Origin of the sequence: Salinibacterium xinjiangense (genome assembly GCF_014645015.1) — a bacterium.
Lineage (GTDB): Bacteria > Actinomycetota > Actinomycetes > Actinomycetales > Microbacteriaceae > Rhodoglobus > Rhodoglobus xinjiangensis.
The window spans coordinates 198,412-222,736 of record NZ_BMLC01000003.1; the positions used below are offsets into that span (position 1 = coordinate 198,412).

At 64.9% G+C, this 24,325-nt stretch carries 23 protein-coding genes; 13 read left to right on the forward strand and 10 right to left on the reverse strand.

The features are described 5' to 3' along the window. Positions 1–54 precede the first annotated feature (54 nt). The gene (locus IEW81_RS11105; protein ID WP_229671369.1) at positions 55–681 is read right to left on the reverse strand and encodes a copper resistance CopC family protein; all 627 of its coding nucleotides are present in this window, start codon (positions 679–681) and stop codon (positions 55–57) included. A 175-nt stretch (positions 682–856) separates the two neighbouring features. After that, entirely contained in the window at positions 857–1,438 is a 582-nt protein-coding gene (locus IEW81_RS11110; RefSeq protein ID WP_188732718.1) for a hypothetical protein, read from the reverse strand. Between the two features lie 182 nt (positions 1,439–1,620). Here IEW81_RS11110 and clpX point away from each other — a divergent pair, with 182 nt between their 5' ends. The 3 genes from clpX to IEW81_RS11125 all read left to right on the forward strand — a co-directional run bounded on the left by clpX (position 1,621) and on the right by IEW81_RS11125 (position 5,190). Further along, entirely contained in the window at positions 1,621–2,895 is a 1,275-nt protein-coding gene (clpX, locus tag IEW81_RS11115) for an ATP-dependent Clp protease ATP-binding subunit ClpX (protein WP_097061274.1), read from the forward strand. Between the two features lie 66 nt (positions 2,896–2,961). After that, a complete protein-coding gene (locus tag IEW81_RS11120; RefSeq protein ID WP_097061273.1) occupies positions 2,962–4,137 on the forward strand; it encodes a benzoate/H(+) symporter BenE family transporter in 1,176 nt (391 codons plus the stop codon). 36 nt (positions 4,138–4,173) lie between these two features. After that, positions 4,174–5,190 carry an LLM class flavin-dependent oxidoreductase gene (locus IEW81_RS11125; protein ID WP_097061272.1) on the forward strand — a complete coding sequence of 339 codons (1,017 nt, stop codon included), beginning with the start codon at positions 4,174–4,176 and terminating at the stop codon, positions 5,188–5,190. On the opposite strand, the gene IEW81_RS11130 is transcribed toward IEW81_RS11125, so the two are convergent. After that, on the reverse strand, positions 5,187–7,226 hold the full coding sequence (locus IEW81_RS11130; RefSeq protein ID WP_097061271.1) for a M3 family metallopeptidase: 2,040 nt from the start codon (positions 7,224–7,226) through the stop codon (positions 5,187–5,189). The two genes, IEW81_RS11125 and IEW81_RS11130, sit on opposite strands and share 4 nt — an antisense overlap. Positions 7,227–7,349: 123 nt before the next feature. Between IEW81_RS11130 and IEW81_RS11135 the strand changes: the two genes are divergently transcribed. Beyond that, a complete protein-coding gene (locus tag IEW81_RS11135; RefSeq protein WP_097061270.1) occupies positions 7,350–8,144 on the forward strand; it encodes a methyltransferase domain-containing protein in 795 nt (264 codons plus the stop codon). 8 nt (positions 8,145–8,152) lie between these two features. Here IEW81_RS11135 and IEW81_RS11140 read toward each other — a convergent pair whose 3' ends face one another. The 3 genes from IEW81_RS11140 to valS are packed head-to-tail and all read right to left on the reverse strand — an operon-like array spanning position 8,153 to position 11,450. Further along, positions 8,153–8,374: a hypothetical protein gene (locus IEW81_RS11140; protein WP_097061269.1), complete on the reverse strand. Its 222-nt coding sequence runs from the start codon at positions 8,372–8,374 to the stop codon at positions 8,153–8,155. Continuing rightward, entirely contained in the window at positions 8,374–8,814 is a 441-nt protein-coding gene (locus IEW81_RS11145; protein WP_097061268.1) for a GNAT family N-acetyltransferase, read from the reverse strand. The genes IEW81_RS11140 and IEW81_RS11145 overlap by 1 nt, the downstream gene beginning before the upstream one ends. Continuing rightward, positions 8,814–11,450, reverse strand: a complete 2,637-nt coding sequence (gene valS / locus IEW81_RS11150) for a valine--tRNA ligase (RefSeq protein WP_097061267.1) — start codon at positions 11,448–11,450, stop codon at positions 8,814–8,816. Before valS ends, IEW81_RS11145 begins: the two co-directional genes overlap by 1 nt. A 206-nt stretch (positions 11,451–11,656) precedes the next feature. Here valS and IEW81_RS11155 point away from each other — a divergent pair, with 206 nt between their 5' ends. Further along, a complete protein-coding gene (locus IEW81_RS11155; protein WP_097061266.1) occupies positions 11,657–11,929 on the forward strand; it encodes a hypothetical protein in 273 nt (90 codons plus the stop codon). A 319-nt stretch (positions 11,930–12,248) separates the two neighbouring features. Next, positions 12,249–13,250, forward strand: coding sequence for a transcription termination factor NusA (gene nusA / locus IEW81_RS11160; RefSeq protein WP_097061265.1), 1,002 nt, complete (start codon positions 12,249–12,251; stop codon positions 13,248–13,250). Positions 13,251–13,336: 86 nt separating this feature from the next. Here nusA and IEW81_RS11165 read toward each other — a convergent pair whose 3' ends face one another. Beyond that, a complete protein-coding gene (locus IEW81_RS11165) occupies positions 13,337–14,392 on the reverse strand; it encodes a LacI family DNA-binding transcriptional regulator (RefSeq protein ID WP_097061264.1) in 1,056 nt (351 codons plus the stop codon). A gap of 199 nt (positions 14,393–14,591) precedes the next feature. Between IEW81_RS11165 and IEW81_RS11170 the strand changes: the two genes are divergently transcribed. Genes IEW81_RS11170 through IEW81_RS11185 form a run of 4 tightly spaced genes read left to right on the forward strand, consistent with a single transcriptional unit; the run spans position 14,592 to position 18,341 of the window. Continuing rightward, positions 14,592–15,602, forward strand: coding sequence for a substrate-binding domain-containing protein (locus IEW81_RS11170; protein ID WP_143544706.1), 1,011 nt, complete (start codon positions 14,592–14,594; stop codon positions 15,600–15,602). Positions 15,603–15,617: 15 nt separating this feature from the next. Then, entirely contained in the window at positions 15,618–16,652 is a 1,035-nt protein-coding gene (locus IEW81_RS11175) for an ABC transporter permease (protein ID WP_097061262.1), read from the forward strand. Continuing rightward, positions 16,652–17,425, forward strand: coding sequence for an ATP-binding cassette domain-containing protein (locus tag IEW81_RS11180; protein WP_097061261.1), 774 nt, complete (start codon positions 16,652–16,654; stop codon positions 17,423–17,425). The genes IEW81_RS11175 and IEW81_RS11180 overlap by 1 nt, the downstream gene beginning before the upstream one ends. Then, a complete protein-coding gene (locus IEW81_RS11185; protein ID WP_229671370.1) occupies positions 17,418–18,341 on the forward strand; it encodes a carbohydrate kinase family protein in 924 nt (307 codons plus the stop codon). The genes IEW81_RS11180 and IEW81_RS11185 overlap by 8 nt, the downstream gene beginning before the upstream one ends. Here IEW81_RS11185 and IEW81_RS11190 read toward each other — a convergent pair. Further along, positions 18,338–18,634 carry a putative quinol monooxygenase gene (locus IEW81_RS11190; protein WP_097061259.1) on the reverse strand — a complete coding sequence of 99 codons (297 nt, stop codon included), beginning with the start codon at positions 18,632–18,634 and terminating at the stop codon, positions 18,338–18,340. The two genes, IEW81_RS11185 and IEW81_RS11190, sit on opposite strands and share 4 nt — an antisense overlap. A 55-nt stretch (positions 18,635–18,689) precedes the next feature. Between IEW81_RS11190 and IEW81_RS11195 the strand changes: the two genes are divergently transcribed. The 3 genes from IEW81_RS11195 to rbfA all read left to right on the forward strand — a co-directional run bounded on the left by IEW81_RS11195 (position 18,690) and on the right by rbfA (position 22,485). Then, the gene (locus tag IEW81_RS11195) at positions 18,690–18,977 is read left to right on the forward strand and encodes a YlxR family protein (protein WP_097061258.1); all 288 of its coding nucleotides are present in this window, start codon (positions 18,690–18,692) and stop codon (positions 18,975–18,977) included. Positions 18,978–19,069: 92 nt separating this feature from the next. Beyond that, positions 19,070–21,847, forward strand: coding sequence for a translation initiation factor IF-2 (infB, locus tag IEW81_RS11200; protein ID WP_097061257.1), 2,778 nt, complete (start codon positions 19,070–19,072; stop codon positions 21,845–21,847). Between the two features lie 167 nt (positions 21,848–22,014). Continuing rightward, positions 22,015–22,485 (forward strand): 30S ribosome-binding factor RbfA, encoded by a 471-nt coding sequence (rbfA, locus tag IEW81_RS11205; RefSeq protein WP_097061256.1) that lies wholly within the window; start codon positions 22,015–22,017, stop codon positions 22,483–22,485. 25 nt (positions 22,486–22,510) lie between these two features. Here the strand turns inward: rbfA and IEW81_RS11210 are convergent, their stop codons facing one another. Further along, on the reverse strand, positions 22,511–23,404 hold the full coding sequence (locus tag IEW81_RS11210; protein ID WP_097061255.1) for a DNA-formamidopyrimidine glycosylase family protein: 894 nt from the start codon (positions 23,402–23,404) through the stop codon (positions 22,511–22,513). Between the two features lie 53 nt (positions 23,405–23,457). Then, positions 23,458–24,324, reverse strand: coding sequence for an iron-sulfur binding domain-containing protein (locus IEW81_RS11215; RefSeq protein ID WP_229671371.1), 867 nt, complete (start codon positions 24,322–24,324; stop codon positions 23,458–23,460). Position 24,325 lies beyond the last annotated feature (1 nt).

The window sequence follows — 24,325 nt, forward strand, 5'->3', positions numbered from 1 at the left end:
CGACGGCCCTTCTTTATTTCGACGGCTCAGGCCCTACGGCTCGGGCTTTCTGGCTCAGGCTTTGCGGCGTCTGGTTGCGACGAACAGTGCGACGGCGCCGGCGACCAGCACCACCGCGATGGCGCCGCCGATCCACAGCACATCACCGAGGTTCGCGTCGCCGCGGACGACCGGGGCCGTGGACGACTCCGGTGGCGCTGCGACGGCCTGGCCTCCGCAGTCCGGCGCGGTGGCCGAGCCGGGTGACGTCACCGCGTCGGTAGACGGTGCCCACGCGAAGTCCACCTCGCCCGAGACTGTGTGGCCATCGGCGGAAACCAGCTGCCAGAGCATCCGATAGTCACCGGCATCGCCGAGCGAAGAGCCGACAGACACTGTGGAGTCGACGATCGAGACGCAGCCGTCGCCATAAAAGAGGCCATCGGCATCGGTGACCTCGATCGCGAATCCCGAGCCGTCTTTCGACAGGTCCAGCAGCGCCTCGTCGGTCGTCACCGAGAAGCTCTCGGGAACCTCGGTGATGGTGCTGTTTTCTTCAGGGTTCGATGACACAAGGTAGTCGTGGGCGGATGCCGGGGTGGCGACCGCCAGCACCAGGGCGGCGGCGACGGCCAGTGCCCCTGCTGCTCGGATGCCCGAAGACATCCTGGCGCGTGACGCGATCAAGGCGCGTGACGACATCATTATTTCGCTGCCGGGGGAGGCATCGTGGAGGCACGGACGAGCTGGGCGAGCCCGGCGCGACCGGCGGTGATGGCGATGGTGGTCATGGTTCTGCTATTCATGAGTGATTTTTGTGACGATTCTCGCGGCCATGAGCCAGCGATGGCAAAGGTGGATGTTGTGGGGTGACTGCCTAGACGGCTGCCAGCTCCGGCGGTCCACGGTGCCGCATCGTCGACAGCAGAACGGAGAGGTCGCGAGCCACGTGCCGGCGTGCCGCGGGGATCCTCGGGGGCCGTAGTGCTGGTGCGACCGGAACGATGGCGGCGAGCAGCCTCGTGAAGAACAGTCGCGCGGTGTCTGAGATACCCCAGAACGTACGCTCGGCATGGAGGAACACGACGATGGTGACCAGCGCGGCCACGGCGTGCGCAATCCACATGGCCGTGCCGGCGTGGAGGGGTGCCAGCGCGGGCGCCGTGGGCAGTGTGACGAGCCCGGTGTGTGCGTGGGCTGCGGCCACGGGCATCCCGAGCGCGCTGAAAACTCCGTGGAACAGCGCCTGGCTGAGGGCGATGGATGCGGCCAGCCGCCATGTCGACAGGGTTCGCCCGGCGAAGAGCGTGCAGGTTGCGGCCGAGATCACGAACGTGGTGATGATGGCCAGCGCGCTGGGAGCTGCGCTACCACCGAGGGTGTGCGAGAGCGCTGCGACGAAGGTCGCAAACCCGGCGGCGGTCATGCCCCGCGCCACCCGCGCCCATCTCGAACCCACTGGTGCTCCGATTTCTACCTCTTGTAGACAATCGTGCCATATCTCCCGGGTGGCGGCGGCGCGCCGTCTCATTGGCCAGCTCATGCCCGAGAGTGTCGCCGGAACCGGTTAGGCTCAGTAAAAGGCCCGTCTTTCGGGTGCCCCGTTTTTCGGGTGCAGTGTGTGAGGAGAGGAACTTTCGCATGGCCCGTATCGGGGAAAGCGCAGACCTTCTCAAATGCTCATTCTGCGGCAAAAGCCAGAAGCAGGTCCAGCAGCTCATTGCCGGTCCCGGCGTGTACATCTGCGACGAATGCGTCGAATTGTGCAACGAGATCATCGAGGAGCGACTTGCCGAAGCGGGCGAAGAGGTCTCGAGTGAGTTCGATCTTCCCAAGCCTCGCGAGATCTACGCGTTCCTCGGGGAGTACGTCATCGGCCAGGAGGCAGCCAAGCGTGCGCTGTCCGTCGCCGTCTACAACCACTACAAGCGCATCCGCGCTCGAAACACGATCGCTTCTGCAGACATCATCGACGATATCGAGATCGCGAAGTCAAACATCCTGCTCATCGGCCCGACCGGTTGCGGCAAAACGTACCTTGCCCAGACTCTCGCCAAGCGACTGAATGTGCCGTTCGCGGTCGCGGACGCCACGGCTCTCACCGAGGCCGGCTATGTCGGTGAGGACGTCGAGAACATACTCCTCAAACTTATCCAGGCCGCCGATTATGACGTCAAGCGGGCCGAGACCGGCATTATCTACATCGACGAGATCGACAAGATCGCCCGCAAGGCCGAGAATCCCTCCATCACCAGGGATGTCTCGGGCGAGGGTGTGCAGCAGGCACTGCTGAAGATCCTCGAAGGCACCGTCGCTTCGGTTCCGCCGCAGGGTGGCCGCAAGCATCCTCACCAGGAATTCATCCAGGTCGACACCACCAACGTGCTGTTCATCGTCGCCGGTGCATTCGCCGGCCTCGAAGAGATCATCTCGCAGCGTGCGGGCAAGAAGGGCATCGGCTTCGGCGCCCCCCTGCACACCAAAGGTGATGACGTGAACCTCTTCGGCGAGGTACTGCCGGAAGACCTTCACAAGTTCGGCCTGATCCCTGAGTTCATCGGTCGGCTTCCCGTCGTCGCCACCGTCACTCAGCTCGACCAGGCCGCGCTCATGGACATTCTGATCCGGCCGAAGAACGCGCTCATCCGCCAGTACCAGCGCATGTTCGAGATCGACGGTGTCGAGCTCGACTTCGAACCGGATGCGCTCGAAGCCATCGCCGACCTGGCGGTGTTGCGCCAGACCGGTGCTCGAGGTCTTCGCGCGATCATGGAGGAAGTGCTCGGGCCGATCATGTTCGACGTGCCATCCGAAGACAACGTTGCGCGCGTGATCGTGACCAAGGCCGCCGTGCTCGAGAACGCTGCACCGACGATAGTTCCCCGCAAGGCCGTGCGCGCGGAGAAGTCGGCCTAGAGCCCGCCGGTGCGCTGTCGGGCCGCCGCCCTTCCGCCACCCTAAGCTGGGGGTTCGCTCAGGGGATTGGCGCAGGGGGGTTCTACCGTTTTCCAGCCTATCTCCGCGGGATTCGTCGCCGCGATCTCCGGCTTCGCGAGCTCGTTCGCTCTCGTCATCGCCGGGCTCGTGGCCGTCGGCGCAACATCGGCCGAAGCGTCATCCGGGCTCTTCGCGATCTGCCTCGCGGTGGCGATCACCAACATCGTCGCCGCGCTGTGGTTGCGCATCCCGCTTGCTTTCGCGTGGTCGACCCCCGGCGCCGCAGTGTTGCTCGCGGCGGCGAACAACGGCATCAGGTTCTCGGATGCGGTCGGTGCGTTCCTTGTGTGTGCTGTGCTCATCCTGCTGTGCGGGCTGTGGCCAGCTCTCGGGCGGGCTATCACGAGCATCCCGAGGCCTCTCGCCAGCGCGATGCTGGCCGGTGTGCTGCTGCCGATCTGCCTCGCGCCGATCCAGGCCGTCGCCACCCTTCCGCTGCTTGCCGCTCCGATCGTGATCGTCTGGCTCGTGCTGTACCGACTCGCGCCGCGCTGGGCGGTGCCGGCAGCGATGGTGGTCGCGATTGCTGCCGTCGTCATCGCGGCTGGCACCGACTGGGCGACGACCGCGTCGGTTCCCCAGCTCATCTTCGTCGGGCCCACCTTCGATCCGTTCATCGTGGTGAGCGTGGGCCTGCCGCTGTTCGTCGTCACGATGGCGGGGCAGAATGTGCCTGGCTTCGTCGTGATGTCGACCAACGGTTACCTCGCGCCGCCGAGGTTCGCTCTCGTGGCATCCGGGATCGGATCCGGCGCGGCCAACCTCTTCGGTGGGCACGCCATCAACCTGGGGGCGATCACCGCGGCGATCATGGCCGGGCCCGAGTCCCACCCCGACCGCAATAAACGCTGGATTGCGACCCTCACCAACGGAATCCTCTACATTCCGCTCGGCCTGGGTGCTGGCCTGGCGGGCGCTCTCGTTGCCGCGGCCCCCTCCATCCTCATCACGGCAGTGGCAGGGCTTGCGGTGATGGGCGCGTTGATCTCGAGCGTCGTGAATGCGCTGGAAGACCCGAGACATCGACTGGCGGCGATCCTGACCTTCCTGGTCGTGGCATCCGGAGTCGTCGTGGTCGGAATCGGCTCAGCGTTCTGGGGGCTGCTTGTGGGCGGTGTGGTCATGGCCTGGCTGGGATGGGCTCGCCGATCGGCTGTCTGATGGAATGCCCGGTGTGTGTGGTCGGTTGACGCACGCATGACAGTTCCGCTCTCCGTGCTCGACCTTGCCTCCGTTTACTCCGGAATGAGCAACGCCGAAGCGCTGCGGCAGACCATCGAGACCGCGAAGGTCGCTGAGCAATCCGGCTATCGTCGGATCTGGGTAGCCGAACATCACGCGATGCCCGCCGTGGCATCATCGGCCCCGGCTGTACTGGTCGCCGCAATCGCCGCGGCCACCTCCACGATCCGGGTGGGGTCTGACGGAGTGATGCTCCCCAACCATTCATCTTTGGTCATCGCCGAGCAGTTCGGAACGCTCGTCGCGCTTTACGGCGACCGGATCGATCTCGGGCTGGGTCGCGCCCCGGGGAGTGACGGGCTGACGTCGTCGATCCTGCGCCGCGGCGCTGGCCCCGACAGCGTAGACGATTTCCCCCAGCAGGTCATCGAGCTGCTCGCCTGGTTCGGAACCATCCCGCCGCTCGACAACGGCATCGGATCGAGGATCACCGCGACCCCGGGCCTCGGTGATACGCCAGAGTTGTGGCTGCTCGGCTCGAGCGACTTCAGCGCGAGGCTCGCGGGGCTCATGGGCCTGCCGTTCACCTTCGCCCACCACTTTGCCGGCGGCCCGAATACGCTGCGTGCCTTCGAGACGTACCGGTCGTCGTTCACCCCGTCGGTGATCCTCAGGGAGCCGCATGCGATGGTGTCGGTCTCCACCCTGGTGGCGGATTCCACGGTCGAGGCCGAGCGTCTCGCGCTGCCGAACTCGCTCATGTTCCTGCGGATGCGCCAGGGCGGCCGACCTGACCGCATCCCCACGCTCGCCGATGCGGAAGCCCACCCGTGGAGCGCTGCGGAATTGGACTGGGTGGCCGAGCGTAATTCACACCAGGCGATTGGAGACCTCGCCCTCGTCACGAACCGCATCGACGACCTGGTGGCAGCCACCGGTGCCGACGAAGTGATCGTCGCGCCGCAGGGGCCTGACCTGCCTTCGAAGACCAGGACCCTGCGTGAACTCAGCCCACTGGTGGCGGCTGTCTAGTTCAGTCCGCGGCGGTCGAGCAGCGGCTGGATTTGGGCGTCACGACCGCGGAAGTCGCGGAATGCCTCGAGTGGATCCTTTGATCCGCCGACACCGAGCAGCCTCTGCCGGAAGCGATCGCCGTTCGCGCGGGTGAGACCGCCGTTCTCGGTGAACCAGTCGACCGTGTCTGCGTCGAGCACCTCGCTCCAGATGTAGGAGTAGTAGCCAGCGTCGTACGCGGAGTTCGCGAACACGTGCTGGAAGTAGGTGCTCGAATAGCGCGTCGGCACGGCCGGGTTGTCCAGCCCGGCGGCGGCCAGCGCTGCCGCCTCGAACTCGTCGACATCGGCGATCGGGGCATCCGGTGCAATGGCATGCCAGGCCTGGTCGAGAATCGCTGCCGCGAGGTACTCGGAGGTCGCGAACCCTTCGTTGAAGGCCGACGACGCCTGGATCTTGTCGACGAACTCCTGCGGCATCGGTTCACCAGTCTGGTGGTGCACGGCGTAGTTTGCGAGCACCTCGGGCCAGAGCATCCACATCTCGTTGACCTGGCTCGGAAACTCCACGAAATCCCGGAACGTGTTCGTGCCCGAGAAGCGTGGATACACCACCCGTGCGAACAGGCCGTGCAGCGCGTGCCCGAACTCGTGGAACAGGGTGTTGACCTCGTCATAGGTCAGCAGCGTCGTCTCGCCCGCGGCGGGTTTCGGCACGTTGAGATTATTGGTGACGATAACAGGATGCCCCATCAGCTCGGATTGCGAGATGAGCGAGTTCATCCAGGCCCCGCCGCGCTTCGAGTCGCGCGTGTAGAGGTCGAGCGTGTACAGCCCTACCTCCGTGCCGTCGTCGTTGGTCACCTCGAACACCCGCACGTCGGGGTGGTAGGCCGTGATGTCCGGACGCTCGCTGAAGGTCACTCCGTAGAGCTTCGTCGCGGCGAAGAACACGCCGTCCTGCAGCACACGCTCAGCCTCGAAGTACGGCCGCATCTGGGCGGTATCGACGTCGTAGGTCGCTTTTCGCACCTTCTCGCTGTAGAACGACCAGTCGTGGGCCTCGATCGGATGACCGGCCAGGGCTTCGAGGTCGGCCTGCTCTGCCAGCGCGTTGCGCGCCGCGGGTGCCGCAAGCCTGCCGAGCATCGCAGCGACTGCCGCCGGGGTTTTCGCCGTCTCGTCCGAGATCACCCAGGCGGCATGCGAGTCGAAACCCAGAAGCGTCGCGCGCTCGGCTCGGAGTCGAGTGATGTCGAGCACGAGTTGCGAGTTGTCCCACACTCCACCGCGACTGCCGCGCTGCATGGACGCCGTCATGACCCGTTCGCGCACGGCACGGTCGGTCAGTGCGGACAGCACCGGCTGGCCGCTCGGGAGAATGAGGGTGATCAGATATTTCCCCTCGAGCCCTCGCTCCCTGGCAGCTTCGGCTGCGGCCGAGATCTCCCCGGATTCGAGACCGTCGAGTTCGACGACGTCGTCGATCACGACCGCGAGATCGTTGGTGTCGGCCAGGAGGTTCTTCTCGAATCGCGCGTTGAGGGTCGACAGTTGCTGGTTCAACTCGCGCAGTTTTTGCTTCTGCGCGTCATCGAGGGCGGCCCCGGCGATGGTGTACTCCGCGAAGTAGCGCTCCACGAGGTAGCGCGACTCGGCATCGGCATACTCGTCATCCGGGCCAAGGGTGTCGAGTTGCTCGAACAGTGTCTTTATGCGCCAGTAGAGCTGGGCATCCAGCCGAATCGAGTCGGCATGGGCCGATAGCAGCGGGGCAAGCTCCTCTTCGAGCGCACTCGTGAACTCGTTGCCATCAGCAGAGGTCTTGTTGAAGAAGACCGTCGCGACGCGCTCCAGCAGCTGGCCGCTCTTCTCCAGAGGGATCATCGTGTTCGCGAATGTCGGCATGTCGCGGTGCACGGTTATCCCGCGAATCTCGGCGAGCTGGTCAGCCATGCCCTTATCGAAGGCCGGTCGGTAATCGGCATCCTGGATGCTCGCGAATGGTGGCATCCCGAAGGGCAGGCTGCTCGGTTCGAAGAAGGGATTCGTCATGCATCCAGCCTATGGGGAGCGCCAGAGGTGTTGTCATCGGGCGAGCGCTGCACTTTTTGCCCAGCGCCGCCGCAATGGACGTGGCGCTCGGAGCCCGCCACCCAACGGGGTTACGATCGGGCGGTGAACTCGCAGGAGAAATACACCCACGGTCATCACGAGAGCGTCCTCAGGTCGCACACCTGGCGCACCATCGCGAACTCCGCCGCGTACCTTGCGCCGCGACTCGCGCCCGGCCTCTCCCTGCTGGATGTCGGTTGCGGCCCCGGAACGATCACCGTCGAGCTTGCCGATACCGTAGCTCCCGGCCGGGTCGTGGGGGTGGATGCCTCGGCCGAGATCATCACGAAAGCGACCGGGTTCGAGCGCCCGAACCTGGAGTTCATCGTCGCGAACGCCTACGCGCTGCCCTTCGAGGATGACACGTTCGACATCGCCCACGCCCACCAGACGCTCCAGCACGTTGCCGACCCCGTCGCCGTGCTGAGGGAGCTGCGTCGCGTAGTGAAGCCGGGAGGGCTCGTCGCGGCGCGGGATGTCGACTACGCGGGCCTGATCGTCCATCCGCAGTCGCATGGGCTCGACGAGTGGCTGCGGATCTACGAGCTGGTGCACCGCGGCAACGGAGGCGAGCCGGATGCGGGGCGGCGCCTGAAAGCCTGGGCGCTGGACGCCGGTTTCGAGGATGTCGCGACGAGCGCATCCATCTGGAATTTCTCTGACGCGACCGATCGCGAATGGTGGGGGAGCATGTGGGAGGCGAGGGTGCTGCAGTCAGCGTTCGCCGCAGACGCGACGGGCACGGGCATCGCGACACTGGCCGAGCTCGATGCCATCAGTCGGGCGTGGCGCGCATGGGCTGACACCGAGGCGGGCTGGCTGGCGATGCCCCACGGGGAGATCATCGCGACCGCGTGAACGCGGAGCTAGTCGTCCTGTTCGACGGAGACGGTTCCGTCGTAGCCCATGCGAATGGTCGTGCCATCGTCGAGCTCGACGACCGGCCGGTCTTCCAGCCAGGTCAGGGTCCAGCGCCAGCCTTCCCGCTCGCCGACCTCGGTCTCGACCTCACGAATGGCCGCGACGACGTTCTCGGCCAGTCGTGCGGGTGGTTCGTCACCCAGGTTCCAGCGGGTTCCCAGCTGCATCAGGTCTGCCTCTCGTAAGTGACCCAGCTCGTGCGAGTCGCGATCCTGTCGTAGACCGACTGCGCCGCGGTATTGTCTGCGGCGGTGATCCAGCGCAGCGTGCCACCACCATCGGATGCCGCACGCTCCGCTACCGCGTCGACCAGCGCCGTCGCGGCACCAGAGCCCCGGGACTCCGGCTGTACGTACAGGTCGTCGAGGTACCACTCGGTGCTGGCGGTGAACGTGTCGGGCAGCTGCCGGTAGTGCGCAAAGCCCACCACCTCACCAAGATCGACGGCGACGACCCCGCAGACATCGGACTCGGCATCCATCAGCCATGCCCACACGCCGTCGAGAGTCGCTGCGCTGAACTTGGTCTTGTAGAACACGCCATAGTCGCTGAACAGCCGGTGCCACGCATCGCGGTCGGCTTCGTGGATGTCTCGGACCTCGGCCATTAGACGCCTTCCGTCGGCAGCTCAGCGACCTCGGCCAGCACGATGTCGCGCACCTCGATCGACTCTGATTCCACGAACTCTACGCTGGCGATGCGGCCCACGGCAGAAAGATCGTCGAGTGCCAGTTCGAGCATTGCGGGGCCGGCGATCGTGGCGCTCGTGACATCCGATTTTTGCGAGGCCTTCGCATCGGTCTTCGCGCGTCGGATTCCGATCAGCGCGGCGCTCACCGCGCCGAGCAGGCCCGTGGGGGCAGCTACCACCCCGGTGTCTGCCGCGGTCGGCCAGGCCGAGGTGTGCACAGAGTCGTCATGAGTCCAGCTCCACACCTCTTCCGTGGCGAACGGCAGGTAGGGCGCGAGCAGCCGAAGGAGCACGTCGATGGCCGTGCGGAGCGCGGTTGTCGCACTCGCGTGTGCCTCGGGCGTCCCAGCGCCGTACGCCCGCTCCTTCACCAGCTCGAGGTAGTCGTCACAGAACGTCCAGAAGAACTTCTCGGTGACCTCGAGGGCTTTCGCGTGATCGAACTCGTCGAGGGCTTTCGTCGCAGCCTCGATCACTGAGTTCAACTCGCCGAGCATGTCGATGTCGAGCGGCACTGTGACGGCGCCGTCAGCTTCAGGGAACGAGTAGACGAACTTGGCTGCGTTGAGTACCTTGATCGCCAGCCTGCGACCGATCTTGATCTGCTTCGGGTTCTGCGGGTCGAATGCCGCGTCGGTGCCCAGCCGGCTCGATGCTGCCCAGTAGCGCACGGCGTCGGATCCGTGATCGTCGAGCATGCCCTTGGGCGTGACCACGTTGCCCTTGGACTTCGACATCTTCTTGCGGTCCGGGTCGACGATGAAGCCCGAGATCCCCGCGTTCTTCCACGGTATCCTGCCTTCCTCGAGCTCGGCACGCAGCACGGTCGAGAACAGCCACGTGCGGATGATGTCCTGGCCCTGGCTGCGCAGTGAGTATGGGAACACGAGGTCGAATAGTTCAGGATCTGTCACCCAGCCGCCGGCGATCTGCGGGGTCAGCGACGAGGTCGCCCAGGTGTCCATGATGTCGAGCTCGCCCACGAAGGTCACGCCGCGGTCGGCTTCGATGAAGCCGTCTGGCACATCGCTCGACGGGTCGATAGGCAGCCGGTCTTCCGGGGGAACGATCGGTTCGCCCTTGGCGCCGTCGGCATCCAGGTGGTACCAGACGGGGATCGGCACGCCGAAGAACCGCTGGCGCGAGATCAGCCAGTCACCGGTGAGGCCACCGACCCAGTTCTCGTAGCGCACGCGCATGTGGTCGGGGGTGAAACCGATCTGCTTGCCGGCCTCGACCAGTCGAGCCCGGAGGTCGGCATCGCGCGCGCCGTTCTTGATGTACCACTGGCGCGTGGAGATGATTTCGAGCGGCTTGTCGCCCTTCTCGAAGAATTTCACGGAATGGGTGATCGGGCGGGCGTCGCCGATCATCTCCCCACTGGCCTTGAGCAGTTCGACCATTGCGGCTTTGGCGCTGAAGACCGTCTTGCCGGCGAGCTCGGCATACGCGGCCCTGGCGGCATCCGTCTCGATAGCCTCTGGTGCGTCTGCGACGATGCGGCCGTCTGCGCCGATGATCGTGCGGTTGGGCAGGTCGAGTTCGCGCCACCACACCACGTCGGTCACATCACCGAAGGTACAGATCATCGCGATGCCCGAACCCTTGTCTTTCTGGGCCAGGTGGTGGGCCACCACGGGTACTTCCACGCCGAAGATAGGGGTGGTGACGGTGGTGCCGAACAGGGCCTGGTATCGCTCGTCATCAGGATGCGCGACCAGCGCCACACAGGCTGCGAGCAGCTCGGGGCGGGTCGTCTCGATATGAACGTCGTCGCCGCCAGGGCGGTGGAATGCGAGGCGATGGTATGCGGCGGGCTGTTCTTTGTCTTCGAGCTCGGCCTGCGCGACGGCGGTGCGGAACGTGATGTCCCAGAGCGTGGGAGCCTCGGCCTGGTAGGCCTCGCCGCGACCGAGGTTGCGCACGAAGGCTCGCTGGGCTGCAAGTTGCGCCTCGTGGCCGATGGTGCGGTAGGTGAGCTTCCAGTCGACGCTCAGTCCGAGCTGGCGCCAAAGATCCTCGAACTGCTTTTCGTCTTCGGCGGTGAGGGTCTCACACAGTTCGATGAAGTTGCGGCGAGAGATCGGCAGCTGGTCGGCTGCCTTGGATGAGGCGTTGTCTCCGCCCTGCAGCGGTGGGGTGAAGGCGGGATCGTAGGCGAGCGTGGGGTCGCAACGCACACCGTAATAGTTCTGCACCCGGCGCTCGGTGGGGAGCCCGTTGTCGTCCCATCCCATCGGATAGAAGATGTGCTTGCCGCGCATGCGCTGGAACCGGGTGACCAGGTCCATATGGGTGTAGCTGAAGACGTGCCCGATGTGCAGGCTGCCGGACGCGGTCGGCGGTGGGGTGTCGACCGAGAACAGTTCGGCGGAACCTGCGGCGAGTGCTGCATCACGATCGAACTGATAGACGCCCCGGGCTTCCCACTGGGGTGCCCACTTGTCTTCGAGGCCTTCGAGTGCAGGCTTTTCCGGGATTGCAGGCGACAAGGCGGTGCTCCAATTCGATATGTGCGGCACCGAGTCTGTATCGCGGTCTCTACAAGACATGGCGATGAGGTGCCTGAGTGTGACGATCGGGTCGAGTCTATCCGGCCGCTCGGGGACACCGTCCGGTGGGGCGTTCTACCTGCTAGCTCGCCATGCGAGCGCCTCCCGCCCGGCTGTCGACCACCGCTGGCCTGTGGGCGGAGTCATCCCGGTGTGCGGGGGCGGTCGGCGAAGTCGACACCATGCGGGCCACGTAGTCTGGGGCGATGTCCAGTCGGCGTGTCACCATCGGCCTTCGTCGGCCGCTTCTCAGGCTCCACTTCGGAATCCGACCGACGATCGTCATCGACGGCACAACGCAACCGACGCAGTGGGGTGAGGGAACATGGCAGGTCGATGCCGGTCGCGAAACTCCCGTCGAGGTGTTTCTCTATATCGGAGGCGTCACGTTCGGGCGCGCGAGTGCGACCGTCGGCGAGCGCGGCGCCACCTACCTGGCACCACGCCTCCCGTTTCGACCGGGCAGGTTCCTCAGCTGACCCGCGACTCATAGCTCAGGATCGGGTCCGCCTCCATCGCACGCGCCTTTCGCGAGGCAGTAACGACACCGCGAGGCGATGATGGCACCGCGAGGCGAGGATGACACCGCGAGGCGAGGATGACACCGCGATGTGGTGAGGGCACCGCCGGGGTAGGCAGGATTCGGCATTTCGATCCCCGTGCCGACCACGATCCCGACCGCGCGCGCCGGGCCAGTGCATCTGGGATCGTCACGCCGCGGGTTGACTCGCGGGTAAACTGGCCGAGCGCAGTGCGACTGCGCTCACCACACCGACATCTGAATAGCGGAGGCCCTCAGTGGACATCGACCTGAGCGTACTGCGCCTGATGGAGCGCGAGCGCGAGATACCTTTCGAGGAACTCGTGCAGATCATCGAACAGGCCATCTTGACGGCCTATCTCAAGCACATCGACGAACCCGACTCGAAAGAGGCCGTGGTCACCCCGAGCGCGAGGGTCGTCCTTGACCGCAAGACCGGCAAGGTCAGCATCTTCGTTCCGGAGCTGGATGACGAGGGAGCCGTCATCGGTGAGGCCGAAGACAACCCGACCAACTTCGGTCGTATCGCCGCATTCGCCGCGAAACAGGTCATCAACCAGCGACTCCGCGATATCGGGGACGACAAGGTGCTCGGCGAGTTCAAGGGCCGCGAGGGTGACATCGTGGCCGGAGTCATCCAGCAGGGTCCCAACCCGCGCATGATCCATGTCGACCTCGGGACGATCGAGGCGATCCTGCCTCCCGAAGAGCAGGTGCCGGGGGAGGACTACTCGCACGGTCGCCGGATCCGCGTCTACGTGACGTCGGTGAGCAAGGGAATGAAGGGTCCGCAGATCACCGTGAGCCGCACCCATCCTGCGCTCGTCCGGAAGCTGTTCGCGCTCGAAGTTCCGGAGATCGCGAGCGGAATCGTCGAGATCACGTCACTCGCCCGAGAGGCCGGTCACCGCACCAAGATGGCGGTGCGCGCCATGGAACCGGGCGTCAACGCCAAGGGTGCCTGCATCGGAGAACTGGGCCAGCGTGTTCGCGCGGTTACGAACGAGCTCAACAACGAGAAGATCGACATTGTCGACTACTCGGAGAACCTTGCGACATTTGTCGCGAACGCCCTGTCACCGGCGAAGGTCACGAGTTCGTTCATCATCGATCAGGCCACGAAGGCCGTGCGGGCCCTCGTTCCCGACTACCAGCTCTCCCTTGCGATCGGCAAGGAGGGCCAGAACGCCCGTCTCGCGGCGAAGCTGACCGGTGCGCGGATCGACATCCAGCCAGATTCAATCCTCGAAGAGGACTGATCCATGGGTGCGGCAATCCTCGAAGGGGATTGATCGATGGGTGCGGCAATCCTCGAAGGGGATTGATTCAGCGCTTCGGGCTTCCGCTAGATTGTCGCGACCGAGCTGCGGCTGATGTACTGCGTCGGCAGTACGAGTCGCTCGACATCCTGGCCGGGCGATTCGATCCGCTCGACGAGGCGTGCCACGGCGATGGAGCCGAGCTCTTCCACGGGTCGTGCGATGACGGAGATTCCCGGCACCATCGCAGCCGCCCACACGCTGTCATCGACTGTCACGAGGGAGAGGTCTCGCCCGATGGCCAGACCTCGTTGGCCTGCGACCTGCAGCACGGCGAGGGCCATGTCGTTGTTGGAGGTGAAGATCACCGACGGTGGCATGTCGCTGTCGAGCATGGACGCTACCGCCGCCTCGGATGATGACGGCTCGTCGGCGCAGTAGACCCACAGCTGGTCTGCGATGGGAATGTTCGAGTCAGTGGCCCCCCGGCGGAATCCGTTGGAGCGATCCCTGACCGTGGAGATCATCTCGGTGGGCGCGATCGTGGTGAACTCGGGTACTCCTACGGCGGAGATGAGAAACCCGAGCTTCCTGTGGCCTTTCGCCGTGGCATCCAGCACAGCGGCGCGCGTTCCTGATGCGTCGTCGGTTGTCACCGACGTCAGCGGGAGTTCGTCGATCCGGCGGTCGATGAGCACCACCGGGCGACCACCGAGCTGGGTCGTTCCGAGGTGCGGATGTTCCTTCGCGAGCGATGGCACGATGATCAGTCCGTCGACCTGCTTGTCGAGAAGCGTGAGCACGGCCTGCTGTTCGACGTCGATGTCTTCATCGGTGTTGGTGATCAGCACCTGGTAGTCGTGCGCCCTGGCCGCGTCGACGATCGCCTTCGTCGCGCGGTCGAAGAAGGCGTTGGTAAAGTCCGCGATGATGACCAGCCCTATGGTGCGGGTGCTGCCGACGCGCATCGCCCTGGCAAGTTCGTTGGGCCGGTATCCGATCTCGGCTGCGGCGGAGCGCACCTTCTCGACTGTATCTTTCGAGACCCGGCCGTAGTTGCTGAGCGCCCGTGATGCCGTGGCCGGCGACACTCCTGCTCGCTCCGCGACGTCGGCGATTGTGGGAGCGGGTGTTCGCTGCATTTTTCCCCCATTGGATAACCGTGGCCCAACCGTTACGGAACTGGTGTGCGTTCGGCGTTGCGAAAGTAACTATAGTGAGGTTTTGCGAGAACGTTCTCGCACAGAATGCCACAACCCGCATCGCAATATCAACAGCGTGACGACGACGTCCAACTCCGGTCAGGCATCACCGTCGCTCGACTTGACACAGGAGAAATCAATGAAGAATTCCCACCGCCTCATCGGGGCAGTCGGCGCGTTTGCCGCCCTCGCTCTCGTGGCCACCGGCTGCTCGGCCGCCTCGGGTGACTCGACCGGCGGTTCGGCCGCCGACGAAGAGATCACTATCGCCTTCGTGATGGGTGCCGAGTCCGACCCCTTTTTCCAGGCCATGAAGGTCGGCGCTGAGGAAGAAGCCGCGGCCCAGGGCGTCACACTCGTGTGGCAGGGCGACCCTTCGAACTACTCGGCCGAAACGCAGATCCCGATCGTCGATGCGGTGCTGGCCAACCAGCCCACCGCGCTCGTGCTCATCCCCACCGATCCGGTCGCGCTGCAGGCATCCGTTGACAAGGCAGTCGCTGCCGGCGTCGTCGTCGCGAACGTCGACACCCGCGTCGACGACCTCAGCGACGTGCTGACCTTCATCACCGGTGACAACAACGACGGTGGTTCCAAAGCCGCAGACGCGCTTGCCGCGAAGATCGGCTACGAGGATGGAGGCTCCTACGAGGTCGTCGTCGGCCTCACGAGCCCGACCGCTACGACGAACGTCGGCCGCCTCGACGGCTTCACCGCGCAGGTCGAAGCGAAGTACCCCGGAATCTCGATCGTCGACGTGGCGTACTCCGAGTCCAACCCGGAGAAGGCAGCCACCAACGTCAACAACTGGCTGACGAAGTTCCCGGGTCTCGACGGCATCTTCGCCATCGACGGCACCAACGGGTCGGGTGCTGCTGCAGCTCTCGAGGCCAAGGGACTCGATGGCACGATCGGTCTTGTCGGCTACGACGCCTACCCTGACAACGTCGCCAAGATCAAGTCGGGCATCTTCACCGCCCTGATCGCACAGGACCCGGCCGCTGAGGCTCGACTGGCGATCAAGTCGATCGTCGAGTTCATCCGTGAGGGCAAGACGTCCACTAAGGCCGAGGTTGTCATCCCGAACGTGGTCCTCGATGAGACCACCTCCGCTGACGACCTCTCCAAGTACACCTACGTAGCGAACTAGGCAGGAACAGAACACATGACCGGCAGCGTCAAGGTCGCGCCCACAGCGCGGAACGATCGGCGAGACCACCTCGTCGGTGTTGCGACCAACCAGGTGACCATCCTCATCGGGGTGATGGTCATCCTGGTAGGGATCTTCTCCCTCCTCGAGCCCAAGTTCTTCTCCGTTCCTACGGCGAACAACATCCTCACGGACTGGGGTTCGGTCGCCCTTATCGCTGTCGGTCAGACCTTCGTCATCATCAGCGGTGGCATCGACCTCTCCGTCGGAGCCATCGTCGGCCTGAGCGGAGTGGTCGCCGCCTGGACGATGGCCAACGGCCTCGGTCTCGACCAGACGGTCAAGGGAGCGGATGCCGCTCCCGGCCTTGTGGTCGGCGCCCTGGTCGCCGTGGGCGTGGGCCTCGGCGTCGGTCTCGTCAACGCCTTTCTCATCAACGTCCTCAAGATCGTTCCTTTCATCGCCACGCTCGCGACGATGGGCGCCTGCCTCGGATTCTCGGTGATCATCTCGTCGGGCGCCCCGATCGGCAGCGCGAACGACTTTTCGCTCATCTCGGCCATGGACCCGAAGGCCAACCCCTTCTCCTGGACCGTCCTGGGTGTCATCATCGTTATTGCCATCGCAGGGCTGTTCCTGCACAAGTCGCGGTTCGGCCTGTACACGTACGCGATCGGCTCCAACTCCTTTGCCGCCTCGGCAGCCGGCATCAACGTTAAGCGCCATCTCACGATGGTGTACGCCCTCTCGGGTGCGCTCGCCGGGCTCGCCGGAATGTTCGTCTATATCCGCCTCGGTGCGGGGTCGCCATCATCGGGTACCGGACGCGAACTCGATGCCATCGCCGCGGTCGTCATCGGCGGCGCCTCGCTCATGGGCGGCATCGGCAGGATCTGGGGAACCATCCTCGGTGCCCTGATCCTCTTCACCGTGCAGTCCGGCCTCATCATGATCGGCGTGGCTCCAGACTGGAAGAAGGTCGTCGTCGCCGTGCTCATCGCGGCGGCCGTGTCAGCACAGGTGCTGCAGAACCGGAACGGAAGAAAGTAATGTCGGGCGAACTGATTTACGAAGTCGAGAACGTCTCCAAAAACTACGGGTCGGTCGTTGCCCTCGACGGCGCGAGCCTCAAGCTCCACGCCGGAGAGGTCGTTGGACTCGTCGGTGACAACGGCGCAGGAAAGTCCACGCTGGTCAAGGTGCTCTCGGGCGCACACCAGCCAGACGCCGGGCGCATCCTGCTGGACGGGAAGGAACGCCACTGGGGTTCGCCGCGAGAGGCTCTCGATGCCGGGATCGAAACCCTGTACCAGGATTCGGGTCTCGCACCGCATCTCACCGTGTCCGAGAACGTCTTCCTCGGTCGTGAGCTCGTCGCTCCGGGTCTTCTCGGAAAACTCGGATTTCTCGCGAAGAAGAACATGGCCAGGGAAGCCCATGAGGATCTCGAGCGGGTCGGCATCGCCGTTCCGGCATCCAGTCGATCCATCTCCCAGCTCTCAGGCGGCCAGCGCCAGGCGGTCGCGATCGGGCGCGCGGTGTCGTGGGCGCGCAAGGTGATCATTCTCGACGAGCCGACGAACCATCTCGGGGCCAGGCAGGCTGGGGAGGTACTGGAGGTCATCAAGGCAGCCAAGGCCAAAGGCCTCGGCGTGATCTTCATCTCGCACACCCTTCCGCATGTGCTGGAGGTCACGGATCGAATCGTGGTGCTGCGCCTCGGCCGGATCGTCATGGATGCGCCAACCTCCGAGTTCAACTCCGATCGACTGCTCGGAACTATTACCGGCAGCATCAGCGCTGCAGGAGCAGAGGGTGAGTAAGCCCGTCCTGGTCGTAGGTGAGGCGCTCACGGACGTCGTGGTGACCGAAGGGCACTCACGCGAACATCCCGGTGGCAGCCCCATGAACGTGAGCTTTGGACTCGGTCGCCTGGCGGTTCCCGTCGTCTTCGGGACGCGCCTCGGTGCCGACGACCGTGGTCGTGCGATAGAGAGACACCTGCGGGGTGCAGGCGTCGACATCGAACCGGGGCTGTTGGAAGCCCAGGGCACTTCCTCGGCGACGGTCACGCTCGATCCGACTGGCGCGGCGAGCTACGATTTCGACGTCGAATGGAGCCTCGACCTCGGCGACCTGGACCTGCGGCGATTCGACCACGTCCACTTCGGTTCTATCGGCGCCTTTCTCGAGCCGGGAGCGACGACAGTTCGAGACATCCTGGCCGCCGTCGCCGGGTCGGCGTCGATCAGCTTCGATCCGAACATCCGCCCGCAGTTTCTTCACGATCACGCCGAAGCCGTCACGGCTACCGAGCGTCATGTCGCCGCGAGTGACATCGTCAAGGCCAGCGACGAAGACATCGAATGGCTGTACCCCGGGTTGGGGTTGCGCGAGATCGCGACTCGATGGCTCGAAAGCGGCCCATCGCTCGTCATCGTCACGAGTGGGTCTGGCGGGTCGATCGTTGTCACGAGAACGGGCCGCTTCAGTATTCCGTCCCGCACCGTGCAGGTCGCCGACACCATCGGTGCGGGGGACTCTTTCATGGCGGGCCTGATCGATGGTCTGGCTACGAGCGGTTTGTTGGGCGCATCGAATCGTGAGGCCCTTCGCTGGATCGATCTCGCGACGATGACGGGGATCGTAGAGAGGGCCACGCTCTGTGCGTCGATCACCGTGTCGAGATCTGGCGCCAATCCGCCTACCCTCGCCGACCTTGCGGTCGCGCGAAGCTAGCTGTCGATGCTGGCCAGCCAGGTCAGGTCCGAGCTCGTGCCCTCGATGAGGGTGGCCAGTTCGGCGTTGAATCGTGCCCCATATTCCGCGGAGATGTGTGCATCAAAGGCTGCGTCATTGACGTACTCCTCGAACACGAAGAACCTGCGGGGGTCGGTCGCGCGCGTGAACGGCTGAAAGACGACGTTCCCTTCCTCCCTGCGCACATGTGCTGCGAGAATCTGGAGGATTTCGCTCACTCGCTGCTCCTTGCCCGGAAGGGCAGTGAACTCGGCGTAGAGGCTTTTCGTCATACTGGTTAGCGTATAGCGGTGCGAGTCGATGTACGGCTGTGACGGAGGGCGTAGGATGATCCATGTAAGAACCTGCATTGGCTGCCGCATCCGCGCTGATTCTTCCCTGCTGTTGAGGGTCGTCGCGCGAGATGGTGAAGTGCTTCCGGATCCGTCCGCAACGCTTGTCGGCCGAGGCGCCTGGGTTCATCCCACCATCGAATGTCTCGAGAGTGCTGCCAAACGCAGGGCTTTCGGTCGGGCGTTGCGGGTGACGGAGGCGTTGGATCTACATAACCTCACCGAAGTGGTGAAGCAGAAAACAGTCGGGATCTCGTCCGAGATCCCCCAACCCAAAGGCTGATTGACCTATGGACAACTAATGAGCGGCTCGAAATGAGTTCCGTCCGTAATTAGGTCTGCCCCTGTCCGGGTGCAGACCCAGACAGGAGAATTGTGGCTGCTAAACCACGCGTACACGAAGTCGCTGCCGAACTCGGCATCGACAGCAAGATCGCCCTTGCAAAGCTTAAAGAGATGGGTGAGTTCGTCAAGGGCCCATCGTCCAGTATCGAACCGCCGGTCGCCCGCAAGTTGAAGGCTGCGCTGCTGGCCGACGGCGTGAAGCCGGCTGTTGCCGAGGTTCCGAAGGTTGCCCCCAAGGCTGCCCCGAAGCCCGTCAACCCCACCCCGCCAGCACCAGCGCCCGTTGTGGTCATCGAGCCGGATCACGACGCTCCGGCTCCCGCCGCCCCGCCGTTGACCGTCGCAGAGCGCCAGGCTCACGCCCAGGCGCACGCAGCAGAGCAGGCACAGGCGCAGGCCGCCGAGAAGGCCTCGGGCCAGGCGGCTCCGGTCGCTGTGGCCACGCCGGGAGCAGCAGCTCCGGGCCCGTCGGGCATCCCGCGCCCCGGGCAGCCTCGTCCCGGAAACAACCCGTTCGCGTCGAACCAGGGCATGTCTCGCCCCGGTATCCCGCGCCCGGGCAACAATCCTTTCGCCTCGAACCAGGGCATGGGGCGCACCGCTACACCCGGAGCGGTTCCGCGCCCGGGAGCACCTCGCCCCGGCGGTCCGGGCCAGGGTGCACGTCCGGGTGGCTTCGGCCAGCGTCCCGGCGGTCCCGGTGGTAACTTCCAGCAGCGACCGGGCGGTCCCCGTCCGGCTGGTGCCGGTGGGTTCCGTCCCGGTGGCGCACCCGGTGGTGCCCCCGCGAACAACTTCGGCCCCAACCGTCCGCCTGCTGGTGGCGCCGGTGGTCGTGGCCGTGGTCCCGGTGGTGGAACCGCCGGTGCGTTCGGTCGCGGTGGCGGTAAAAGCAAGGCACGCAAGTCGAAGCGTACGAAGCGCGCCGAATTTGAGCTGAGAGAAGCTCCGTCGCTCGGTGGCGTCAGCGTTCCTCGCGGTGATGGCAAGACGATCATCCGACTGCGTCGCGGAGCATCCATCTCAGACCTGGCCGACAAGCTGGAGACGATAACCGGATACCTGGTGCAGCCGGGTGCGCTGGTCACAGCCCTCTTCCACCTCGGACAGATGGCTACGGCAACCGAGTCCCTCGACGAGGGAACCTTCGAGATTCTCGCCGGTGAGCTCAACTACAAGATCGAGATGGTTTCGCCCGAGGATGAGGATCGCGAGCTTCTCGCGGGCTTCGACCTCGACCTTGACCAGGAGCTTGAGGACGAGACCGACGAAGACCTCGAGATCCGTCCTCCCGTCGTCACGGTCATGGGTCACGTCGACCACGGTAAGACCAAGCTGCTCGACGCGATCCGCCAGGCGAACGTCGTTGCTGGTGAAGCCGGTGGCATCACCCAGCACATCGGTGCTTACCAGGTGTGGACCGAGCATGAGGGCTACGAGCGCGCCATCACCTTCATCGACACCCCGGGTCACGAGGCGTTCACCGCCATGCGCGCCCGAGGCGCGCAGGTCACCGACCTCGCGATCCTGGTGGTCGCTGCCGATGATGGCATCATGCCGCAGACGGTGGAGGCGCTCAACCACGCCCAGTCCGCTGGCGTGCCGATCGTCGTCGCCGTGAACAAGATCGATAAGCCGGGTGCCAACCCGGCGAAGGTGCGCCAGCAGCTCACCGAATTCGGTCTCGTCGCCGAGGAGTACGGAGGAGACACGATGTTCATCGACGTCTCCGCCCTCAACAATGTCGGAATCGACACGTTGCTCGATGCGGTGCTCCTTGTGGCAGACGCGGGTCTCGACTTGCGCTCCAACCCGAACAAGGATGCCCGTGGTGTCGCCATCGAGGCGAAGCTCGACAAGGGTCGTGGTGCCGTCGCTACGGTGCTCATCCAGTCGGGAACGTTGCGAGTGGGAGATTCGATCGTCGCCGGAACGGCTTACGGCCGCGTGCGGGCGATGATGGACGAGAACGGCGATCCGGTGCTCGAGGCATTCCCTGCTCGGCCCGTGCAGGTGCAGGGTCTTTCGAGCGTTCCTCGTGCCGGTGATACCTTCCTCGTCACCGAGGAAGACCGCACCGCCCGCCAGATCGCCGAGAAGCGTGAAGCGGTCGAGAGGAACGCGCTGCTGGCCAAGGCCCGCAAGCGCATCAGCCTCGAAGACTTCACCAAGGCACTCGAGGACGGCAAGGTCGAATCGCTCAACCTCATCATCAAGGGTGACGTGTCTGGTGCCGTCGAGGCACTGGAAGACTCGCTGCTCAAGATCGAGGTCGACGACAGCGTCCAGCTGCGCATCATCCACCGCGGTGTGGGTGCGGTCACCGAGAGCGATGTCAACCTCGCGACCATCGACAACGCGATCATCATCGGGTTCAACGTGCGACCAGACACAAAGGCGCGCGAACGCGCGCAGCGTGAAGGTGTGGATGTGCGTTTCTACTCGGTCATCTACGCCGCACTCGAAGAGATCGAGAACTCGCTCAAGGGCATGCTCAAGCCCGAGTTCGAAGAAGTGCAGTCTGGTGTCGCCGAGATCCGCGAGGTGTTCCGCTCCTCGAAGTTCGGAAACGTCGCGGGTGTTATCGTGCGCTCCGGAGTCATCACCAGGAACGCGAAAGCTCGCGTCATACGTGACGGAGTGGTCGTCGGCGATAACCTCGCCATCGAGTCGCTGCGTCGCTACAAAGACGACGTCACCGAGGTCCGCACGGACTTCGAGGCGGGAATCGGCCTGGGCAAGTTCAACGACATCCAGATCGGTGATGAGATCGAGACGATTGAAATGAAGGAGAAGCCGCGGGTCTAGCTCCCGTAGGTGGCGGTCCGGGATCCGTTCTCCGGGCCGCTTGCGGCGGCGTCACCCCCGGGTGGCGCCGCTGCAGGCTCCAGCCAGCGGCCCGGAATCGACATCCCTTCCCGCTCGTACGCTGGAGATAGTCCCGTTGCACGATTGATCGGCAGAAGAGAGAAATCATGGTTGACGCAGCTCGCGCCGCAAAGATGGCAGACCGCATCCAGGTCATTGTCGCCAAGACACTCGAGCGGGGGATCAAAGATCCACGCATGGGATTCGTCACCATCACCGACGTCAAGGTGACCGGGGACCTGCAGCACGCCTCGGTGTTCTACACCGTGTACGGCACCGACGAGGAGCGTGCAGACAGCGCGGTGGCTCTGAAATCGGCCACGGGGATGCTGCGTAGCGAGCTGGGAAAGAACCTCACAGCACGACTGACTCCGAGTCTCGAATTTATCCCGGATGGAATCCCCGAGAACGCAGCGCTCATCGAGTCGCTGCTCGCCGAGGCCGCCGCACGGGACGCGGAGATCGAGAACCAGAAGAAGACGGCCGTCTACGCCGGCGATGAAGACCCCTACGTCAAGCCGAGGGTGATCGTCGAGAATGAGGACGACTTCGACGAGGATGAGGACGGCAAGGCCTGAAACGGCCCGTGCGTCGCTCGGCGACTCACTTCAAGAGTCGTGACAGCACGCGGTCCGCGAGTGGCTTGCCGTTGGTCTGGCAGGTTGCGCAATACTCGAGGCTCGAGTCGGCGAAGCGCACCTGCCGAACCACGTCCCCGCAGACCGGACAGGTCTCGCCGGCCCTGCCATGCACCCTCAGGTGAGATTTCTTCTCCCGCTTGAGCTCAGAGGCGGCCAGTCCGTCGGCACGGGCGATGGCAGCCTTCAGGGTGGACTGGATGGCGGCGAACAGTACGGCTGTGTTCTCCGGGCTCATGGATGCGGGCGCGTATGGCGACATCTTTGCAACGTGCAGGATCTCATCGGAGTACGCGTTACCGATACCTGCGATGACGGCCTGGTTGCGCAGTAATCCCTTGATCTGCGAGCGGCCGGCGCCGGCGAGGATGCCCGCGAATAGGCTTTCGGTGAAGCCCGCGTCGAGCGGATCCGGGCCAAGACTCGCGACGCGGGGCACCTCGGCCGCATCCCGAACCAGGTGGATCGCCAGCGATTTCTTCGTGCCTGCCTCCGTGATGTCGAAGCCCGAGCCGTCGTCGAGCACGAGCCGAGCCGCCAGTGCGCCGCGACCGGGCGCCGCGGACGGCTTCGGGGCCGAGTCACGCCAGCGAATCCAGCCGGCGCGAGCAAGGTGTACCAGCAGGTGCAGCCTGTCGCCATCGCCATCGCCATCGCCATTGGTGTGGTCGAAGGCGATGTCGAGGTACTTGCCATGGCGGGTGATAGGCCCGATGGCGCGCGAACCGAGGCTGGAGACGGGAGGATCGAACGTCTTGAGGGCCGAAAACGACAGGAGGTCGAACCTGTCGACCACGCGTCCGGTGAGGCGCGAGCCGAGATCGGTGGCGAGCGCGTGGACTTCGGGCAGTTCTGGCACGAAATCCAGTGTGCGCTGATCGACGTCATCCGTCCATCCCGCAACGGGCTGGTTCAGGGCAGGAGGTATGCGTCCGAGTCGTCGGCGACCACGAGACCGTCGGTCTCGAGGCTGGCCAGTGCCCGGGCGAGCTGGGTCGCATCAGGCCACAGCCTCTCGATCTCGGCTCGGGTTACCGGGATGTCGCTGGCCCGGAGTTCGGCCATGACCAACCCGCGCACCTGGCGGTCACTGCCCTCGAATTTCGCCTGGACGGCACTTCGAGGTCCGTCATATTCCGGATATCCGGCAGCGCGCCACGCGCAGCTTCCCGCGAGCGGGCAGTCACCACAGCGCGGCGCTCGGGCCGTGCATACGAGGGCGCCGAGCTCCATCATGCCGGCGTTGAACACTTTCGCCGCTGGCTCATCGTGGGGGAGCAGCGCCTCCATCGCGGCGAGATCCCGACGGGTCGATGCTGGCGCAGCCTCACCCTGGCCGAGTATGGCCCGTGCTACGACGCGGCGCACGTTCGTGTCGACGACCGGATGCCGCAACCCGAACGCAAACGCGGCGACGGCCCGCGCGGTGTAATCGCCGATGCCGGGCAGTTCGAGAAGCTGCGCGACATCCGATGGAACCACGCCGCCATGCACCTCGGTGATGGCCGTTGCCGCGGCGTGCAGCCGCAGCGCGCGCCGGGGGTAGCCGAGCCGATCCCACGCCCGCACAGCCTCGCCGGGCGGTGACGCGGCGAGGGCTGCCGGTGTCGGCCAGCGCTCCAGCCACTGCTCCAGGCGCGGGATGACCCGAACTACCGGGGTCTGCTGCAGCATGACCTCACTGACGAGGATGCCCCACGCGCCGAATCCCTCGCGGCGCCATGGCAGGTCGCGCTGGTTCTCGACAAACCAGTCGTTCACTGTCACGGCGATCTCCACT